Source organism: Odoribacter sp. N15.MGS-14, assembly GCF_000980245.1.
Taxonomy (GTDB): Bacteria; Bacteroidota; Bacteroidia; order Bacteroidales; family Marinifilaceae; genus Odoribacter; species Odoribacter splanchnicus.
Genome location: NZ_LARE01000022.1, coordinates 1 through 15885 on the forward strand (window position 1 = coordinate 1; position 15885 = coordinate 15885).

Here is a 15885-nt window from a genome sequence, read left to right on the forward strand (position 1 = left end):
GAGGATTGAAAACTGAAAACTAGCTGTGAATGCGAAAAGACGCAAAGTTTCATGTCTGGGAGCTATTGGTCGGAATATACGGAAACTGATGGTCGTTTGAAATGCAGTCTTTCCGAGGAGGGAGGCAGCATCATCCGTTCCGGGAGGTCTTTTTTTGAAGGATGGGCAGCAGATTGTAAAGTGTTTTGCGGGTGATGATCCGGCGGTTGAGGAAAGTGACGATGTAGCCGGTGATACAGGCGGCGATGAGCGATCCTTCGCGTATGCCCTCGATGCGTTGGCTGAGGAGGAAGGAGAGGACTGCGGCCAGGGTGACTAAAGTGACGTCGAAGCAGACTTTGAATTTTCCGAATTCCCGGTTGTAACGCTGGGAAGCATATTTTACGAAGGCTTCGGCACTCATCATAGCCACCCGGGGCTTGATTTCGAGCACGACGCCGATGGATTGCACGACACATCCGGTCAGGAGCAGGGCGACCGACAGTCCATAACTGCCAGGATGTAACTGTCCGGTGAACATCATATTAAAGTCGATGAAGGCTGCAAACAGGAAAGAGAAAGGAATCTGCAGCAGGATTTCGAGGATGTCCCGGCGGCTGTAGCGGTCCCGGATGAGCCAGAATTGCCCGGCGATCAGCAGCAGGTTGAAAAGAAAGGTCCACGTGCCCAGCGAAAGCGCACTGTTGATGCTGAGGACATAGTTTATACTGGAAATGGGGGTAGTCCCCAGTGCAGAACGTACGATCAGCACAATACCCAGGGACAGGAAATACAGCCCGAGGATGAAGACCGGGTATCTTTTTAGAATAGTCTTTAGTTCCATATTGCTTCTCTGAAAAAACAGTGCAAAGATCGCAATTTTTTCTTTTGTATGTTATGTCTGTTTATTACAGCCCGATTGTTTTTTAGTCCGGCCAATGGCGATGTCCGGGACTTTTTTCCGGTAAATACGGATATACTTCAAAATGAAAATTTCATCTTCTTAATGTTTCCGGGCGATGATACAGAGTGGGGGATACTTTTGTTGTTATTGTGGGTTTTAAATAGTAAATTTACAGACGATAATTTTTATTTTTTGTAGGATGAAATTTAATTTGAACGATAGGCCGGGATTTTTCCCGATGTTGATGTATGGACTGCAATGGTGGATTGTTTCTATTCCTTGTGTGGTGATTATCGGGATTATTGTAGCCCGTTTGCATTACACGGATCAGGTCGAACAGATTTTTTATATGCAGAAGCTGTTCGGAATCATGGGATTGGCTATGATTGTCCAGATGTTGTGGGGACATCGGCTGCCTTTAGTCATCGGACCGGCTTCGGTGTTACTGATCGGGATTCTTTCGACGGTTTCGATAGGGGTCGAAGGTATCTATAGTTCGCTGATGATCGGAGGTGGAATACTCACTTTGCTGGCTTTTTCCGGTTTATTGTCCCGTTTACAAGCCGTATTTACTCCCCGGATCATTGTTGTGATTCTGTGTCTGATTGCTTTTACTCTGTCCCCGGTGATCCTCCGTTTGATTTTTGCAGGAAATTCGTCTGTCTTGTTCCATCTGTTTTTTGCTTTGTTATTGGCTTTGGCAATGATTTTGGCCAATAAATTATTGAAAGGAATTTGGAAATCCATTGTGGTTTTGGGTGGGATTCTGGTTGGAAGTATGGTGTATTATAGTGTGATGGGATTCCCCGAAACAGGAGGGATACAAGCCGGGCATGAGGGGTATTTCGGATTATGGCCCTGGAAATTCGATTTGGGAGCGGTATTGTCTTTCTTTTTTTGTTTTATTGCGCTGATTGTAAACGAATTGGGTTCTATTCAGGCCGTAGGCCGGATGATCGGTGCCGATCATATGGAACGCCGTACTACCCGCGGAGTGGGCATCACGGGTTTGGCTAATGTGGTATCGGGGGCATTAGGGATTGTCGGACCGGTAGATTATTCTATGAGTCCGGGGATTATCGCTGCAACAGGTTGTGCTTCCCGTTTCCCGCTGATACCGGCCGGTATCGGATTGGTTGTCTGTGCATTTTTTCCGGGTTTTATCGAATGTCTGAATGCCATTCCCGGAGTGGTTATGGGGGCGGTTTTGCTTTATCTGATGGCTTCGCAGTTGTCGGCCGGTATGCAAATGATGATCCGGGAAAAGGCGGTCGACGGTTTCGACGGAGGGCTTGTGGTCGGGTTTTCATTGATGGTCGCTTTATTATTATCTTTTGCTCCCGACGAAGCATTGAATAGTATTCCTGCTCTGATCCGGCCTATCGTGGGAAATGGATTTGTCATGGGGGTCATTACGGTATTGATATTGGAACACCTGATATTCCGGTCGGGAAAAAAAGCTAAGAAGGAATAGACAACCAGAGATGCCGTTTCAGATCGACACGACCATTCGGTTGAAAAGTGATTCCTTCGGCGGCAAGTAAGCTTTTTTGTCCGGGCCAGTGAGGAGCTGTCCGTCCTTGGCTGTTGACCACCCGATGACAAGGTAGGGCCGCTGTGCCCGGATGGTGTGACAGGACTTTACCCACCCAACGGGAATAATTTGAAAATCCCGCCAGACGGGCAATCTGACCATAGGTCAGTACCTTGCCGGCGGGAATTTGTCGGATAATATCACAGACTTCAACACTGAATTGATGAAGCCGGAATTCGTTGTTATTTAACCCAGACATTCAGAATTTCTCCGATATACATTTTGTGTAATTGCGTTCCCCATTTTTCTTTGGCCTGGGAATCGTGTAATGCTTCAGGGATCAGCGATTGAGAAACCATTTTACGGCATTCGATAATCATCCAGGCTTCTGAGAATGCCTTACTGCCCGAAGGGGTTGTGATAGGTGTCAGGCCGGCTTCTTTCACTTTGTCTTTGTCTCTTCCACTGTTTGTACCGCAATAGTTGAGGATGTCCCGATACGTTTCGGTGTAGAAACTCAAGGTGTAAGTGTCGTTGTTTTCCATCAGCTGATAGGTGTACCGCGTCGGGTTGATAAAGCAGAAAGCAACCGGTTTGTTGTACATATGTCCCAGGCCGCCCCAGCTGGCAGTCATCATATTGTATTGGGCGTCATTACCGGCTGTGATCAGCATCCAGTTTTCCGACAACATTTTATAGATATTTCCGGGGATTTTATCGGGACTGATCTGACGGTAACCTTCCAGGTTGGCCGGCGTAATGGTATTGTCCAGTGCTTGTACGGTAGTCGAAGTGACAGGAACCCGGGGTACGGCCGGTGTTTGGGTGGCGACGGGAGCACTTACCTGTGTCGCTCCGACAGCCGCTGCTGCATCGGCAAATAATTTATCTACCAGATCGATGGTATGGATCCGGAATTTCCCGGTAGACTTGATCAGTTTAGTCTGCGTTTTATTCAGTGTATGCTGATCGGTAATCTGCTCTTCGGCCGGAATTATTTCCTGACCGGCAGTGCCCCGGTTATACTGATAACGGATAGCGGTAACTTTTAATTCGCATTTCCCCGGTTTGCAGGTGATGAACATTTGGTAATTGATTACAGCCCGGTCGAGCGATAGAGCTTTATTGGTGAATACCAGGTATTCCTGTCCCATGCAGGCGATTTGTCCTTTATCCTGATCGGAGTAAAGTATCCGGCTTTGCAGCTCTTCGGTGGTTATAAAACGGGTAGTCGCCCATTGTAACAAAGTGGCGAATATGTCATTTTGAGAACGTCCCGGGAGGTTCAGTTCTTCGGTGAAAACAACTCTGTCATCGACAACAGGCACAGCACCGGCTAAATATTTTTTGTCGACCTGTGCAAAAAGTGTCACAGGGATCAAAAGAAATAATAGAAATAAATGTTTCATGATGTGTTTTTTTGTGATTTGAACAAAGATAATGGCTGATTTTGGATTTTTGATAAGAATGAGTGTAAAAATATACAAAACAACTGTAAAATATCTCAGTAGTTCGGAGATTCCGGCCATAAAGAAAGGTCGAGCGCTCCTTCGATTTGCAGCAAACCGATTTTTATGTTCAGTCCTCCGGTATATCCGGTCAGCTTACCGCCACTTCCGATCACCCGGTGGCAGGGAATCAGGATTGGCAGGGGATTACGGCTGTTGGCCATACCTACCGCCCGGCTGGCTTTTATATCTCCGCTTCTGCGTGCCAGTTCACCATAGGTGATCGTAGTGCCATAAGGAATCTCCTGTAATAATTTCCAGATTTTGAGTTGAAAAGGTGTTCCTTCCGGCGCAATAGGAAGGTCGAATTGTTTTTGTTCCCGGGCAAAATAGGCGGTTAGCTGTCGGTGGGCCTCTTTTAATAGAGGGGTTTCACTTATTTCGGTCTCTCCGGGAAGCAAGGCCATCCGGTCGCCGAGCCATAGGCGGGTAAGTAATCCGTTTTGCTCTTCCAGGGCGTATGTGCCTAATGGTCCGTCGTATTTGTAAATTGCTTTCATCTTTTTTTCTTTAGGTAGGTGAACAAAGATAGTATTAAAATCATTTTTTGCTTCTTATCGGCTATAAATTTATGTTTGGGTATTATATACGGTTTACCCTAACTGTACGTTTATAAGTGTAAATATGTATATAACTGCCTGTGTTTTATTCCCGATCGGTGTGTTTCAGGGGCATTTGCTGAGAGAGGCGGAAACAACTCACGACAGCGGCTATTAAGGCGAATATCGCTCCGGCCCACAGGCACACCGTAGTTCCTTTGTCGTGCATAGCGAAACTGAACAATAGGGCCACAAGGGTTGCTCCCAGGGTTTGCCCTAAAAGCCGGGCCGTACCGATCATCCCGCTTGCCCCTCCACTGCGCTGGATGGGGGCGGAGGCCATGATTGTACTGTTATTGGGAGTCTGAAAAAGTCCGAAACCGATTCCACAAACGATCATACGCCAGATGATCGCCCCATCGGTAGGAATAGCCGGCAATACAGTCAGCAGGAAAAGGCCGGTAGCAAAAATCAGCATCCCGATACTTCCTAAAATTCCGGCATGTATGCGTTCTACCAGATACCCTGCCAGAGGAGCCGTGAACAAAGTTGCTACGGGCCAGGGAGTCAGCAATAACCCGGTAGCTACCTCCGTGCGTCCTAACGTATTTTGTAAGAAGAACGGGAGAGATACCAAAGCCAGCATCTGGGCAGTGAACGAGCAAATCGATGTACATACCGATAGGGAAAAAATAGGTATTTTCAACAAATCTACCGGTAATAACGGAAAGTCCTGATGTAATTGACGGCGGATATAATAATAACCGACGATAAATAACAAGAAGATTTGGGCTGCAAGTAAATAGGCATTTTCATGATGTGCGAATCCTTCCATCGAGTAAATGAGCAGTCCGAAAGTAAGGGCATTGGCGAGGGCACTGGTTTTATCGAATTTCCGGTTTTGCTTCTTCTCGCGGTGGGGGAGATAGATCAGGCCCATAATCAAAGCCAGCAGGCCGAGGGGGATATTGATCGCAAAAAGCCATTGCCAGCTACCTAACGAAAGGATGATACTCGCAACAGAAGGGCCTGCGACAGCCGATACGGCAACGACCATCGCACTGATCCCCAAGCCGCGTCCTAAGTATTTCCGGGGATAAATAGTCCGGAGTTGTGCCGTATTCACACTTGTGATGGCCGACGCTCCGAACCCCTGGAGCACCCGGGCTACAGTCAGCATCCAAAAAGAAGTCGATAAGACACAGATCAGCGATGTGACACAAAAAACGGCGACTCCCGAAAGAAAAACTTTATGATAGCCGTAGATATCTCCTAGCGAAGAAAAAGACAATAAGGACACCGTAATAGCCAGCTGATAAGCATTCATCACCCAAATCGTGGTCGATGGAGAAGTCCCGAATTCACGCGAAAGAGTCGGAAGTACTACATTGACAATATTAGCATCCAACACCGACATGATTAACGCCAGCGAAGCTGCTATCACTGCCCATATCCGCCGGGGATTGGGCAATCCGTCTGTCGTATCGGTGATCGCAATATTTTTTGAAAACATCTTCCAATGAATTTACATGCAAAAATAGTAAATCTGTCAGGGATTGTCAGAACAGAAGGATTTTTTGTTTCTTTTTTTACTCCCTCTCCCAGTACCACAATAACCCTTCAATTCAGTGAATCAGCCACTTTTCAACTTCTTTTCTTTTGTCGTAACAATTTTGTAACAATTTTGAAATAAACCTGTAACAACTCCCTTCTATTTTTGCGGCCGTAAGTAAAACCTAAAGAATGGAATCAATTTATCTGGGAATTGTTATTTTCCTTTTTCTCCTCGCGATCTTCGACTTAACTGTAGGGGTCAGTAATGACGCCGTAAACTTCTTGAATTCGGCTATCGGTGCCAAGGCTGCCTCGTTTAAAACGATTATTCTGATTGCTGCTGTCGGTATTTTTTGTGGAGCAACCATGAGTAACGGGATGATGGAAATTGCCCGTCACGGTATATTCCGGCCGGAAGCTTTTCATTTCAATGAACTGATGTGTATCTTTCTGGCGGTCATGGTGACCGATGTGGTGTTGCTGGATATCTTCAATACCTTGGGGATGCCGACATCGACGACTGTCTCGATGGTATTTGAGCTGCTGGGAGGTACTTTTGCTTTGGCTATGCTGAAAATTGCTGCCGGTCCCGAGTCTCTGACTTTTGCCGAATTGCTGAATACCGAGAAAGCATTGACCGTTATTTTAGGTATTTTCCTATCGGTGGCTATCGCTTTCTTTTTCGGAACGCTGGTGCAATACCTGTCGCGGATTATCTTTACCTTTAATTATACTACTAAACTAAAATGGACGATTGGCTTGTTCGGCGGGATTGCTGTGACGGCCATTATTTATTTTATGCTGATCAAAGGAATAAAAGATGCTTCTTTTATGACAGATGCTCATAAGTTGTGGGTAAAAGACAATACTTTGACTATTGTCGGTGGGTGTTTTGTTTTCTTCACCGTGCTCATGCAAATCCTGCATTGGTGTAAAGTGAATGTCTTCAAGGTGATCGTTTTGTTGGGTACTTTTGCTTTGGCCATGGCTTTTGCAGGTAACGACCTGGTTAATTTTGTGGGGGTTCCTTTAGCCGGTTTTTCCAGTTATACCGATTTTATGGCAAATGGAAACGGGGTGGCTAATGACTACCTTATGGGAGCTTTAAATGAGCCTGCGAAAACACCGTTTATCTTTTTATTTTTATCCGGAGTGATTATGGTTATTTCTCTGATTACTTCCAAAAAAGCCCAAAATGTAATCAAGACTTCTGTCGATCTTTCGCGTCAGGATGATGGAAACGAGATGTTCGGTTCTTCGGCTATTGCACGGAGTCTGGTACGTTCGATGACTACTTTAGGGAATAACATTTCGAAGATTATTCCGGAGAAGGTCAAGGTATGGTTGGATAGCCGGTTTAACAAAGATGAGGCGATCTTGGCTAACGGAGCGGCTTTCGATTTGGTCAGGGCTTCGGTAAACCTGGTATTGGCCGGTTTGTTGATCGCATTAGGTACTTCCTTAAAATTGCCTTTGTCAACGACTTATGTCGCTTTTATGGTGGCTATGGGTAGTTCGCTGGCCGATCGGGCCTGGGGAAGGGAGAGTGCCGTATTCCGGGTGACCGGTGTGCTCTCGGTGATCGGTGGTTGGTTTATTACTGCAGGAGCTGCATTTATCATCTGCTTTTTTGTAACTATGATCATGTATTTTGGTGGCATGACGGCCATGGTTATTATGATCGGAGTGGCGGCTTTTATCTTGATCCGCAGTAATAACAAATACCGGAAAAAGATGAAGAGTGAAAAACAGGACGATGTTTTTCAACAGATGCTTTCCTCTAAAGATAAGGCGGTCGTTTGGAATTTGCTCCGTCAGCATGTGAGGGAAAATCTGGTGAAAGTACTGGATTTTGCTGCCAATACTTATGGACAGATGACGGATGGATTTATACGGGAAGATCTGAAAAGCCTGCGAAAGGCCGTTTCTTCTACCAATGACGAAAAAGATATTTTGAAGAAAATACGGCGGAAAGAAACACTCGGTATGCGGCGGATCGATAGGAATGTGGCCATTGAAAAGAATACCTGGTTCCACTTGGGAAGCAATAGTAGCGAGCAGATGATGTATTGCCTTAAACGGATGTGTGAGCCCTGTAAAGAACATGTGGATAACAATTTTAATCCCTTACCGGCAGAGTGTGCCGAAGAATTCGTACCGATCCGGGATATGCTGAAAAGTTTGCTCGAACGGACAAAAGATATTATTGACAAAGGAAATTATGAAGAGGCCGATTTGGTACTTGCCGAAGGGGAAGAGTTGAAAACCTGTTTATCCCGTTTGCATAAAATGCGTATCGAAAGAATGCAGGAAGAGAACAGTAGTGTTAAATTGTCTTTGGTATACCTGAATTTGTTGCAGGAGTCACAGGAGTTAGTCAGCATTATGCGGCATATGCTCCGTGCCAGCCGGAAATTTCAGCATGTCTGATTCTGACTTATTTCCTGAATAAAATTATTTATCTTTGTTTTATACAAATTTAAATAAAGAAGGATGGAAATGAAATTTTGCCAGAGTTGTGGTATGCCCCTGCAGGCCGAAGACCAATGGGGTACGAATGCCGACGAGAGTTTGAACGAAGAATATTGTTGTTATTGTTATCAAAAAGGTGCTTTTACCCAGGATTACACCATGGAGGAAATGATCGGGCACTGCCTGCAGTTTTTGGACGAATTCAACCGGGAGGCCGATGTTCCCAGGACCAGAGAACAAGCCTTGGCAGAAATGAGACAATTTTTCCCCGCACTGAAACGTTGGCAACAAAAATAGACGGAGAGCGGATGAGAAATGTTGGATGTTTGTTTCTATTATCGCTGGTGTGCCTGTTTGCCTGTAAGGATGAGACCCGGGAAAATCCTCCCTTAAAAGGGGATGCTTTTTGGTTGACTAATCCCTGGAAATTTTGTTTTGTAGATGCGGAAGGGAAAAGCGTACTCCGTTTAAAGGCGGGGGCTGTCCTGCCCCTGACGGGAATGGAGGTACCCGGCGACCCCGAAGTGATTCCGGCGGATTTTGTTCCTGACCGATCGGGAGAATACAATTATAAACACAATAGCGTAGGCTATGATCATGAAAAAGGATTGTACTATTGGCGAACTTCCGTCCCGGGAAACATTTGGGTCACTCCCAGTCGGTTTTATGTCAGGTTCGACCGGAACGATGTAGATACCGTCCGGGTACTTTTCAAATTTACTTCCGGTGCAGCTGTCGGGGGAGACGGGATCGAGGTTTCCGTCCGGGAAATGTATTATAACGACCGTCTGATCATTAAAAATAGCGATTATAGCCAGGAAGAAGGGATTGTTATAATGAAAAGGTAAAAAGTAAAAGGCTAAAAGCTATAGGCTATAAGCTAGGAGCAAAAGGCGAGAAGCGAAAGGTCATAAACTAAGAGGAAACTTATATTATATCGTTCTTTACTTTTACTTTTTACCTTTAGCCTTTAGCTTATAGCTTTTAGCCTTTTACCTTTAAAATTCCTCCATCTCGTTCATCATCTGGTTATTTTCGTCGTGATCGGGACGTTGGGTTTTGTTTTTTCCGGCTTTCATATTTCCGAAGCTGTAGGTCAGGGTAAAGCCTATCGTGCATCCTGTCCGCCAGTTTGAAGCATATTGGCGGAAACCGGTCCCTGAAGTTTCGGTTTTCCATTTCCGGGAATTGAACAGATCACGTCCATTGATGCTCAGACTCAATTTCCGGTTGAGAAAAGCTTTGCGGATTCCTGCATCCAGACTGTAATTCGATTTTCTATATCCCTGTGCGATCAATTGACGGGAATTATAATTACCGGTCAGTTGGAGAGAGAAAGAAGCCGGGAGGATAAGGTTAGCGATTATCTTGGCATTCCATGAAAAATCTTCATTGCTCTTACCGGTCACCGGTTGATCCGCACCCGCCGGCAGATAAGAGAAACCGTCGAGTTTGTTGTAATATAAGTTAACTGTCGTGGTCAGATCCAATATAGAGAACAAATGGTTTTTTCCTACGATTTCTACACCTGCAGATTGGGTTTCAGCCACATTTTCGAACGTACTTTTCATGATATTGTCTTCCAGGTAACTGATACGCTGGATGACATCGTCGGTATTGCGGTAATAGGCAGAAACGGAGAGCGTGTGTGCCTCCCAGTTTTTGATATAATTCAGTTCCATCGAATTGGAATATTGCGGAGTCAGATAAGGGTTACCGAAAGAGATATTGGTAGAGTCGGTGATATTCAGGAAGGGGTTCAGCTGATGCCCCCAGGGACGGTTGATCCGTCGGCTGTAATTCAACTGGATTTCATTTTGGGCAGGCAGGGTGTAAGTTAAGAACACACTGGGGAAAATGCTGAAATAGTCGTCTTTATAGGGAGAGACTTCGCCTTTTTCCTGTCCATAGGCAAGGGAACGCGTATCGGTATGGGAATATTCGCCCCGTAATCCGGCTTGGTAGCCGAAATTACCGAAACGTCCCGAATAAGTCGCATAAAGGGCATGGATATCCTGATCGTAATAGAAACGGTTGTAAAGTTGTTCGTCGGGCCGGGCGTCTTCGGCCGTTTCGCCGCTCTTGGTCTCTACCGGGCTTTCCTGGCGGGAAAAAGTACCTTTATATCCAGCTTCGATCTTGTTGAATTCGTTGAATGCATTGACATAATCGGCCTGTAACTCCCAATTGTGGGATTGCATTTTATTCTTTTGCCACTGATAACTGTGTGTGGTTTCTTCATTTTCAAAAACAGAGCTTTGGAGATAGGTACTCTTTTGATCCATATTCCAGGTGTTCCACGAAGCTACTACATCCAGATTACTGGTTTTACTGAAATCGTGTTTATAACCGAGTTCGACATTGCCTCCTTTCATCGGATTGTCCGAATCGGAAATACGCTCACTGGAGAGAAAAGAATTGGGGATATCGCTTAAATAGTTGATTGTATTGGTTTGTTTACGGGTTCCGAACATTCCGAAAGCGCCGAGATTCAGATGGTCGGACTGGGTCAGATGCCAGGTCAGGCCGGCACGGACGAAAGTTTGTCCGCCATGGCCGTCATTGTCGGAAGTCTGATTGAGGAAAGATACCGGATTACCCGAAGCATCCGTATTGGTCCGGTTGGAGAAACCACCGCCGTCTCTTTTCCGTTCCCGGTAGCCCACTCCGGCATACATCTCCGTTTTATTACTGCTGTAGTTGACATTGCCACTGGCATTCCAGCCGCCGCGGGTGTCGACTCCGGCTTGCAGGCTACCGTAGTAACCTGCTCTGCGGTCTTCTTTCAATACGATATTAATGATACCGGAAGTTCCTTCGGGACTGAATTTGGCCGAGGGATTGGTGATTACTTCGATCCGTTCGATACTTTCTGCCGGTAATTGTTCCAGGATTTGTGCCCGGTTGTCGGCCGAAAGCCCGGAAGCCCGGCCGTTGATCCATACGGTGACATCACTGCTTCCCCGTAAGGATACTTCGCCTTCGTTATCGACTTCGACAGAGGGAATATTGGTCAGGACATCACTGGCCGTTCCTCCCGTAGAAGAGATATTTTGATCGACATTGAATACTTTTTTATCGATATCGAATTTCATTTGGGAACGTTGGCCGGTGACCTTGACTTCGCCGAGCAATTGGCTGTCCTCTTGCAATAGCAGGTTCCGGAAATTGACTCCCGGTATCTGTTTGGAGAGGGTAAAGGGCTTTTCGATTGTTTTATAACCGATAAAAGAGATCGAAAGTGTATAACTCCCTTCCGGCAACTGGGCGATATGGAAAGTGCCGGTTTCATCGGTCACCATGCCTTTCAGGGGTACGGTGGTGCCGGCTTTCCGCACACTGATATTGACAAATTGCATCGGTTCACGGGTTTTAGCATCGATTACTTTCCCCCGGATAACACCGGCCTCTACCGGTAACGATTCGGTCGGTTCTGCCTGGAGCTTCACTCCATAACCTATCAGCAAAAAACAAAGCATTGCTGAGATCAGGATTCTTACATTCATAGTTTATCTATTGTATTTTGTGTTTTTCAACTTTGCCCTAACTAAAACCTCAGACCAGATTTTATAAAAAGAGTTTAGTGTTGAATGGATTATTTAACAGATTTGACTTTTCCTTCACAAAATAGCGATAGATTCTTTCAGAAATATTTAAGTATTGGGTTGAATATCGTCCCAGGCTGCCCCCTTGTTGGCTCCTGTTATCCAGTTGAAGGTATAATGGCGTTCCATGACGATTCCGCCGTCCAGCCGGGCCGGTGCTTCTTGCTTGTGAATATGTGCATCTACACAAGCCCAGTCGTATCGGTAGGTCAGGTCCGCTTGGTCGAGAATTTCCGTTGTGCTTCTGGCGATTCCCTGGCCGAGCAGGTCGCCGATACTTTTGTGTTGCCAGAAGATGGCTGCAATGACAGGCACATCGCAGATCTCGGAAGGATAAGGCAGTTCTTCGACAATACCGGCTGCCCACAACAGTACGGCGCAGTTTTCATAACGCCATACGAATTGGATGCACTCTTGCCCGGTCGGGTCCGGGTTGGAAATATAGGCCGCTTCTGCCGGTGTCAGCCAAGACTGTATTCCATAAATTTCATCCATTTTATTGAAATAGGTCAGCGCTTCGTTCCGGTCCGGGTTTTCGGACAACATCACTTCCGAATATACCGCAACAGCAAACAGAGTAGCGGCACGTTGCATCATTTCTTCCCTGCTTTTGAGGTGTACTTCGGTTTCCGGCACTTCACTTTTCAGTGTTTCCAGATAAGGAATCCCCTGTGTTTGCAGCAGAGCGACAGAACGTTCCCTGCGTTCCCGGTCGGCAGAAGTTTCTTCCGGCCTGTCGCCGTCCAGCAGGTCCGCATGGGCGACCGGAGTAAATTCAGTCAGTTCACTTTCCCCTTCCCGTGAAAATACCAGCTTGCCTTCTCCATCGTACAAGTGCATATTGGGATAAAGCAGATATCCCTTCACCTGATGGGCCAGGTCGAAAAGGGTATTGATGAGATAACGGGTGCGGTCGTTGTTATCGTCGGTTTCGAATACGATCCCTACAACACAATTGAAACAGCGGATCTGGCGCAGCACGTTTTCTTTCAATGCCGGGTTACTGGTTGCTGCCTGGGCGAAATAATTGGCCATTCCTTCGATGTGCATCTCTATAAATCCGGCCTTTTCCCGGACATGGGAAAGGTGGAATACGAGTAGGCTGTCATCCTGAAGAGTTACTCTGATCTGGTCTGCTTCGGTATCGACCGACTGGATTACCGGTGCAAATAAAGACTGTATTCCAGTCAAAATATGCTGAGGGGATCCGATTACCGTATAAAGTGTCAAATGTGCTTTTTCCATAATAAACCGCTTTTTCTGTTTTTTTAATTTCTCTCCTTTTCCGGTTTCTCCTTTCCCTTTCGCTTTTCGCCTCTAGCCTTTCGCCTCTGGCTTTTGCCTTTTACCAATAAATCACCAACCCCGCCACTCCTGCGAGGCAGATCATGAGGATAGGATGTATTTTATATTTCCAGGTAAGTAGAAAAGCGCCGGCGAAGATCAGGATACTTTTATAATCGATAAAGTTTTCTTTATTCATCAATAAGAGGGCAGCAGCTCCGATCAGCCCGACAGTCATGGGGCGTAAACCGGTAAAGGCGGCGGCGACATATTTGTTGTTTTTGAATTTGGCATAGAAAAATGAAATCAACAATACCAGTAAAAAAGAGGGCAGACAGACGGCAAAGGTGGCGATCACCGACCCCCAGACACTTCCAGTGGCGGTGTAGCCGATATAAGTAGCGCTATTGATTCCGATCGGGCCGGGGGTCATTTGTGAGATAGCCACTACATCTGTAAACTCTTGTAAAGTCAACCAGTGATATTTATCTACCACTTCATATTGGATCAGGGAGAGCATGGCATATCCTCCGCCGAATCCAAAGATTCCGATTTTTAAATAAACACCGAGCAATTGCCAATAAATCATGTGTCGTATTTCATTTAGAGTACTGTATACTATTTTTCCTTGATTTCTCCGTCCTCTTTCTCACTCTCTACTCTCCGTTCCCCTGTTTCATTTTTCCTTTGATCCAGAAGGTATAAATCAATCCTCCGATAATACCGGCCAAAACAATATATGCCGGAGATACTCCGCATTTCCATATCAATACGGCTCCGATAGCCGGTAAAATCAATTCTACCCATTTTAAATGAAGCGACCGGGCTGCTGAGATGCAGGGAACCAGGATCAGGGCAACGACAGCCGGCCGGATACCGTTGAATATTTTCATCACCCAGATATTGTCCTGAAAATGATTGAAAAACAGAGCGATGGCCAATATGATACAAAAGGAGGGGAGTATGGTTCCGCCGGCACAAACGATACTACCCGTTACTTTCTTGAGTTTGTAGCCTACAAAAATAGAGATATTGACAGCAAAGATACCTGGTAAAGACTGTGTCATGGCGAATAAATCCATAAAATCCTGCTTGTCTAGCCAACCGCGGTTAACGACTTCACGTTCAATCAAGGGGATCATGGCATATCCACCGCCGATGGTGAACATCCCGATTTTTACAAATGTCAGAAAAAGTGTCCAATACATACCTGATTATCTCTATCCGATGTGCAAAGGTACACTTTATTCAGGAGTTTTCTATGATTGGAAAGCCGTTTCTCTCACTTTCTCCACGATGATGTTGGGGGCGTGGTATACCGTGTGGCCGAATTGAGGAATAAAGTCCATAAAGCCAGCGGCCGCTGGCTTTATGGACTTTATTTGTTGTTTTTAATTATGCTTTAAATAGCATCTTTCTTTGCGTATTCCGAGAATTCACAGCCGAAAGTATCGGCCAGATAGTTGTCCATTTCATCGGCTTTGAAAGCCATATCGGTGATATTCTTTTGAATTTCTTCTGCAAAATCAGAGAAGATATCCGAGATATGAATGCGGTAAGAAAGGTAAATCTGATTCCCGTCCAGTCCGAGTTGATAAGGTTTGATATCTTCTGCACTCAACAGATAAGTCAGTACCGGCTCCAGGTTTTTCTTCGGTAGGTTGTTCAGCGGAGAAGTACAGAACAGATACGAACGCTGGTATACGAACATCCGGATCTCGGAGCTGCCTTTATGGAAAGTCCAGCTTTCATAGCCGATACGTGCCAACACCGGATTGATACCCATGTTTTCGATGGCTTTTTCACAAAATGCTGCCAGTTCGGTAAGGCCTCGCTGCTGGAAAATATTTTCCGGTAATTTCTCCCCGCATGAGGGGCAATATTCGTCTTCTTCGGATATAAATTCCTCACAACTGTTACATTGTATATTGAAATTATTGCGGTCGAGTTCTGAAATCTGTTCGAGTAAGGTACACAAGGAGGCTATGGGAATGCCGAATCCCATATTATCGGCATTGGTCAGTTTGCTGGTTGTGATTGCCACTACTTCGCCATTTTGGTTGAACATCGGACCACCGCTATTACCCGGATTGACAGCTGCATCCGTTTGGATATAATAACTGTCGTCCATCAGTTGTTTGGGAGACGAGACGGTTCCTTCGGTCGCTGTAAACGGCATCCCGAAGGGATAACCGGCTACGTTGATTTTTTGGCCCAGCGTGACTTCGGTACAGGCCAGGCTGATTTCCGGTAAAGCGGTAAAATCGCCCTCTGCCGATAATAAAGCGATGTCGAGTATCGGATTGACCAGCACAATATTCGCTAAATAACGGTTCTTTTGGTTATCTTCCAGGGCTACCTGACGAAATCCTTCTACGACATGATAATTGGTGACGAAAAGATCGTGTTTTTTCAGGTAAAAACAGCTGCCTGATCCCCCGGCATGATTGACTTTATATACGGTTTGAAATATATTTTGATCCATAATGTTTTGTTTTTGAGTTGA

At 45.7% G+C, this 15885-nt stretch carries 14 protein-coding genes; 4 read left to right on the forward strand and 10 right to left on the reverse strand.

Annotated features, from left to right (window positions below):
- Positions 1-130: 130 nt before the first annotated feature.
- Positions 131-823: a YczE/YyaS/YitT family protein gene (locus WS34_RS06735; RefSeq protein ID WP_022159669.1), complete on the reverse strand. Its 693-nt coding sequence runs from the start codon at positions 821-823 to the stop codon at positions 131-133.
- Positions 824-1082: 259 nt separating this feature from the next.
- Here WS34_RS06735 and WS34_RS06745 point away from each other — a divergent pair, with 259 nt between their 5' ends.
- Complete coding sequence (locus WS34_RS06745; protein ID WP_022159668.1) at positions 1083-2357, forward strand: uracil-xanthine permease family protein; 1275 nt, start codon at positions 1083-1085, stop codon at positions 2355-2357.
- Here the strand turns inward: WS34_RS06745 and WS34_RS06750 are convergent.
- The 4 genes from WS34_RS06750 to WS34_RS06765 form a co-directional block, all read right to left on the reverse strand.
- The gene (locus WS34_RS06750; protein ID WP_022159667.1) at positions 2344-2676 is read right to left on the reverse strand and encodes an MGMT family protein; all 333 of its coding nucleotides are present in this window, start codon (positions 2674-2676) and stop codon (positions 2344-2346) included. The two genes, WS34_RS06745 and WS34_RS06750, sit on opposite strands and share 14 nt — an antisense overlap.
- The gene (locus WS34_RS06755) at positions 2660-3826 is read right to left on the reverse strand and encodes a DUF4468 domain-containing protein (protein WP_046403919.1); all 1167 of its coding nucleotides are present in this window, start codon (positions 3824-3826) and stop codon (positions 2660-2662) included. The genes WS34_RS06750 and WS34_RS06755 overlap by 17 nt, the downstream gene beginning before the upstream one ends.
- A 95-nt stretch (positions 3827-3921) precedes the next feature.
- Entirely contained in the window at positions 3922-4425 is a 504-nt protein-coding gene (locus tag WS34_RS06760; protein ID WP_046403495.1) for a methylated-DNA--[protein]-cysteine S-methyltransferase, read from the reverse strand.
- 145 nt (positions 4426-4570) lie between these two features.
- A complete protein-coding gene (locus WS34_RS06765; protein ID WP_022159664.1) occupies positions 4571-5977 on the reverse strand; it encodes an MFS transporter in 1407 nt (468 codons plus the stop codon).
- 230 nt (positions 5978-6207) lie between these two features.
- Here WS34_RS06765 and WS34_RS06770 point away from each other — a divergent pair, with 230 nt between their 5' ends.
- From WS34_RS06770 to WS34_RS06780, 3 genes are all read left to right on the forward strand, one after another.
- A complete protein-coding gene (locus WS34_RS06770; protein ID WP_022159663.1) occupies positions 6208-8448 on the forward strand; it encodes an inorganic phosphate transporter in 2241 nt (746 codons plus the stop codon).
- A 63-nt stretch (positions 8449-8511) separates the two neighbouring features.
- Positions 8512-8787: a zinc ribbon domain-containing protein gene (locus WS34_RS06775; protein ID WP_046403897.1), complete on the forward strand. Its 276-nt coding sequence runs from the start codon at positions 8512-8514 to the stop codon at positions 8785-8787.
- A gap of 11 nt (positions 8788-8798) precedes the next feature.
- Positions 8799-9338, forward strand: coding sequence for a hypothetical protein (locus tag WS34_RS06780; RefSeq protein ID WP_046403899.1), 540 nt, complete (start codon positions 8799-8801; stop codon positions 9336-9338).
- A 150-nt stretch (positions 9339-9488) separates the two neighbouring features.
- Here the strand turns inward: WS34_RS06780 and WS34_RS06785 are convergent, their stop codons facing one another.
- The 5 genes from WS34_RS06785 to WS34_RS06805 form a co-directional block, all read right to left on the reverse strand.
- The gene (locus WS34_RS06785) at positions 9489-11996 is read right to left on the reverse strand and encodes a TonB-dependent receptor (RefSeq protein ID WP_022159660.1); all 2508 of its coding nucleotides are present in this window, start codon (positions 11994-11996) and stop codon (positions 9489-9491) included.
- A 147-nt stretch (positions 11997-12143) separates the two neighbouring features.
- On the reverse strand, positions 12144-13340 hold the full coding sequence (locus tag WS34_RS06790; protein WP_046403902.1) for a DUF4272 domain-containing protein: 1197 nt from the start codon (positions 13338-13340) through the stop codon (positions 12144-12146).
- Between the two features lie 100 nt (positions 13341-13440).
- The gene (locus WS34_RS06795; RefSeq protein WP_046403504.1) at positions 13441-13968 is read right to left on the reverse strand and encodes a chromate transporter; all 528 of its coding nucleotides are present in this window, start codon (positions 13966-13968) and stop codon (positions 13441-13443) included.
- 67 nt (positions 13969-14035) lie between these two features.
- Positions 14036-14587, reverse strand: a complete 552-nt coding sequence (locus WS34_RS06800) for a chromate transporter (protein WP_046451144.1) — start codon at positions 14585-14587, stop codon at positions 14036-14038.
- Between the two features lie 194 nt (positions 14588-14781).
- Positions 14782-15864 carry a trypsin-like peptidase domain-containing protein gene (locus WS34_RS06805; RefSeq protein ID WP_022159656.1) on the reverse strand — a complete coding sequence of 361 codons (1083 nt, stop codon included), beginning with the start codon at positions 15862-15864 and terminating at the stop codon, positions 14782-14784.
- Positions 15865-15885 lie beyond the last annotated feature (21 nt).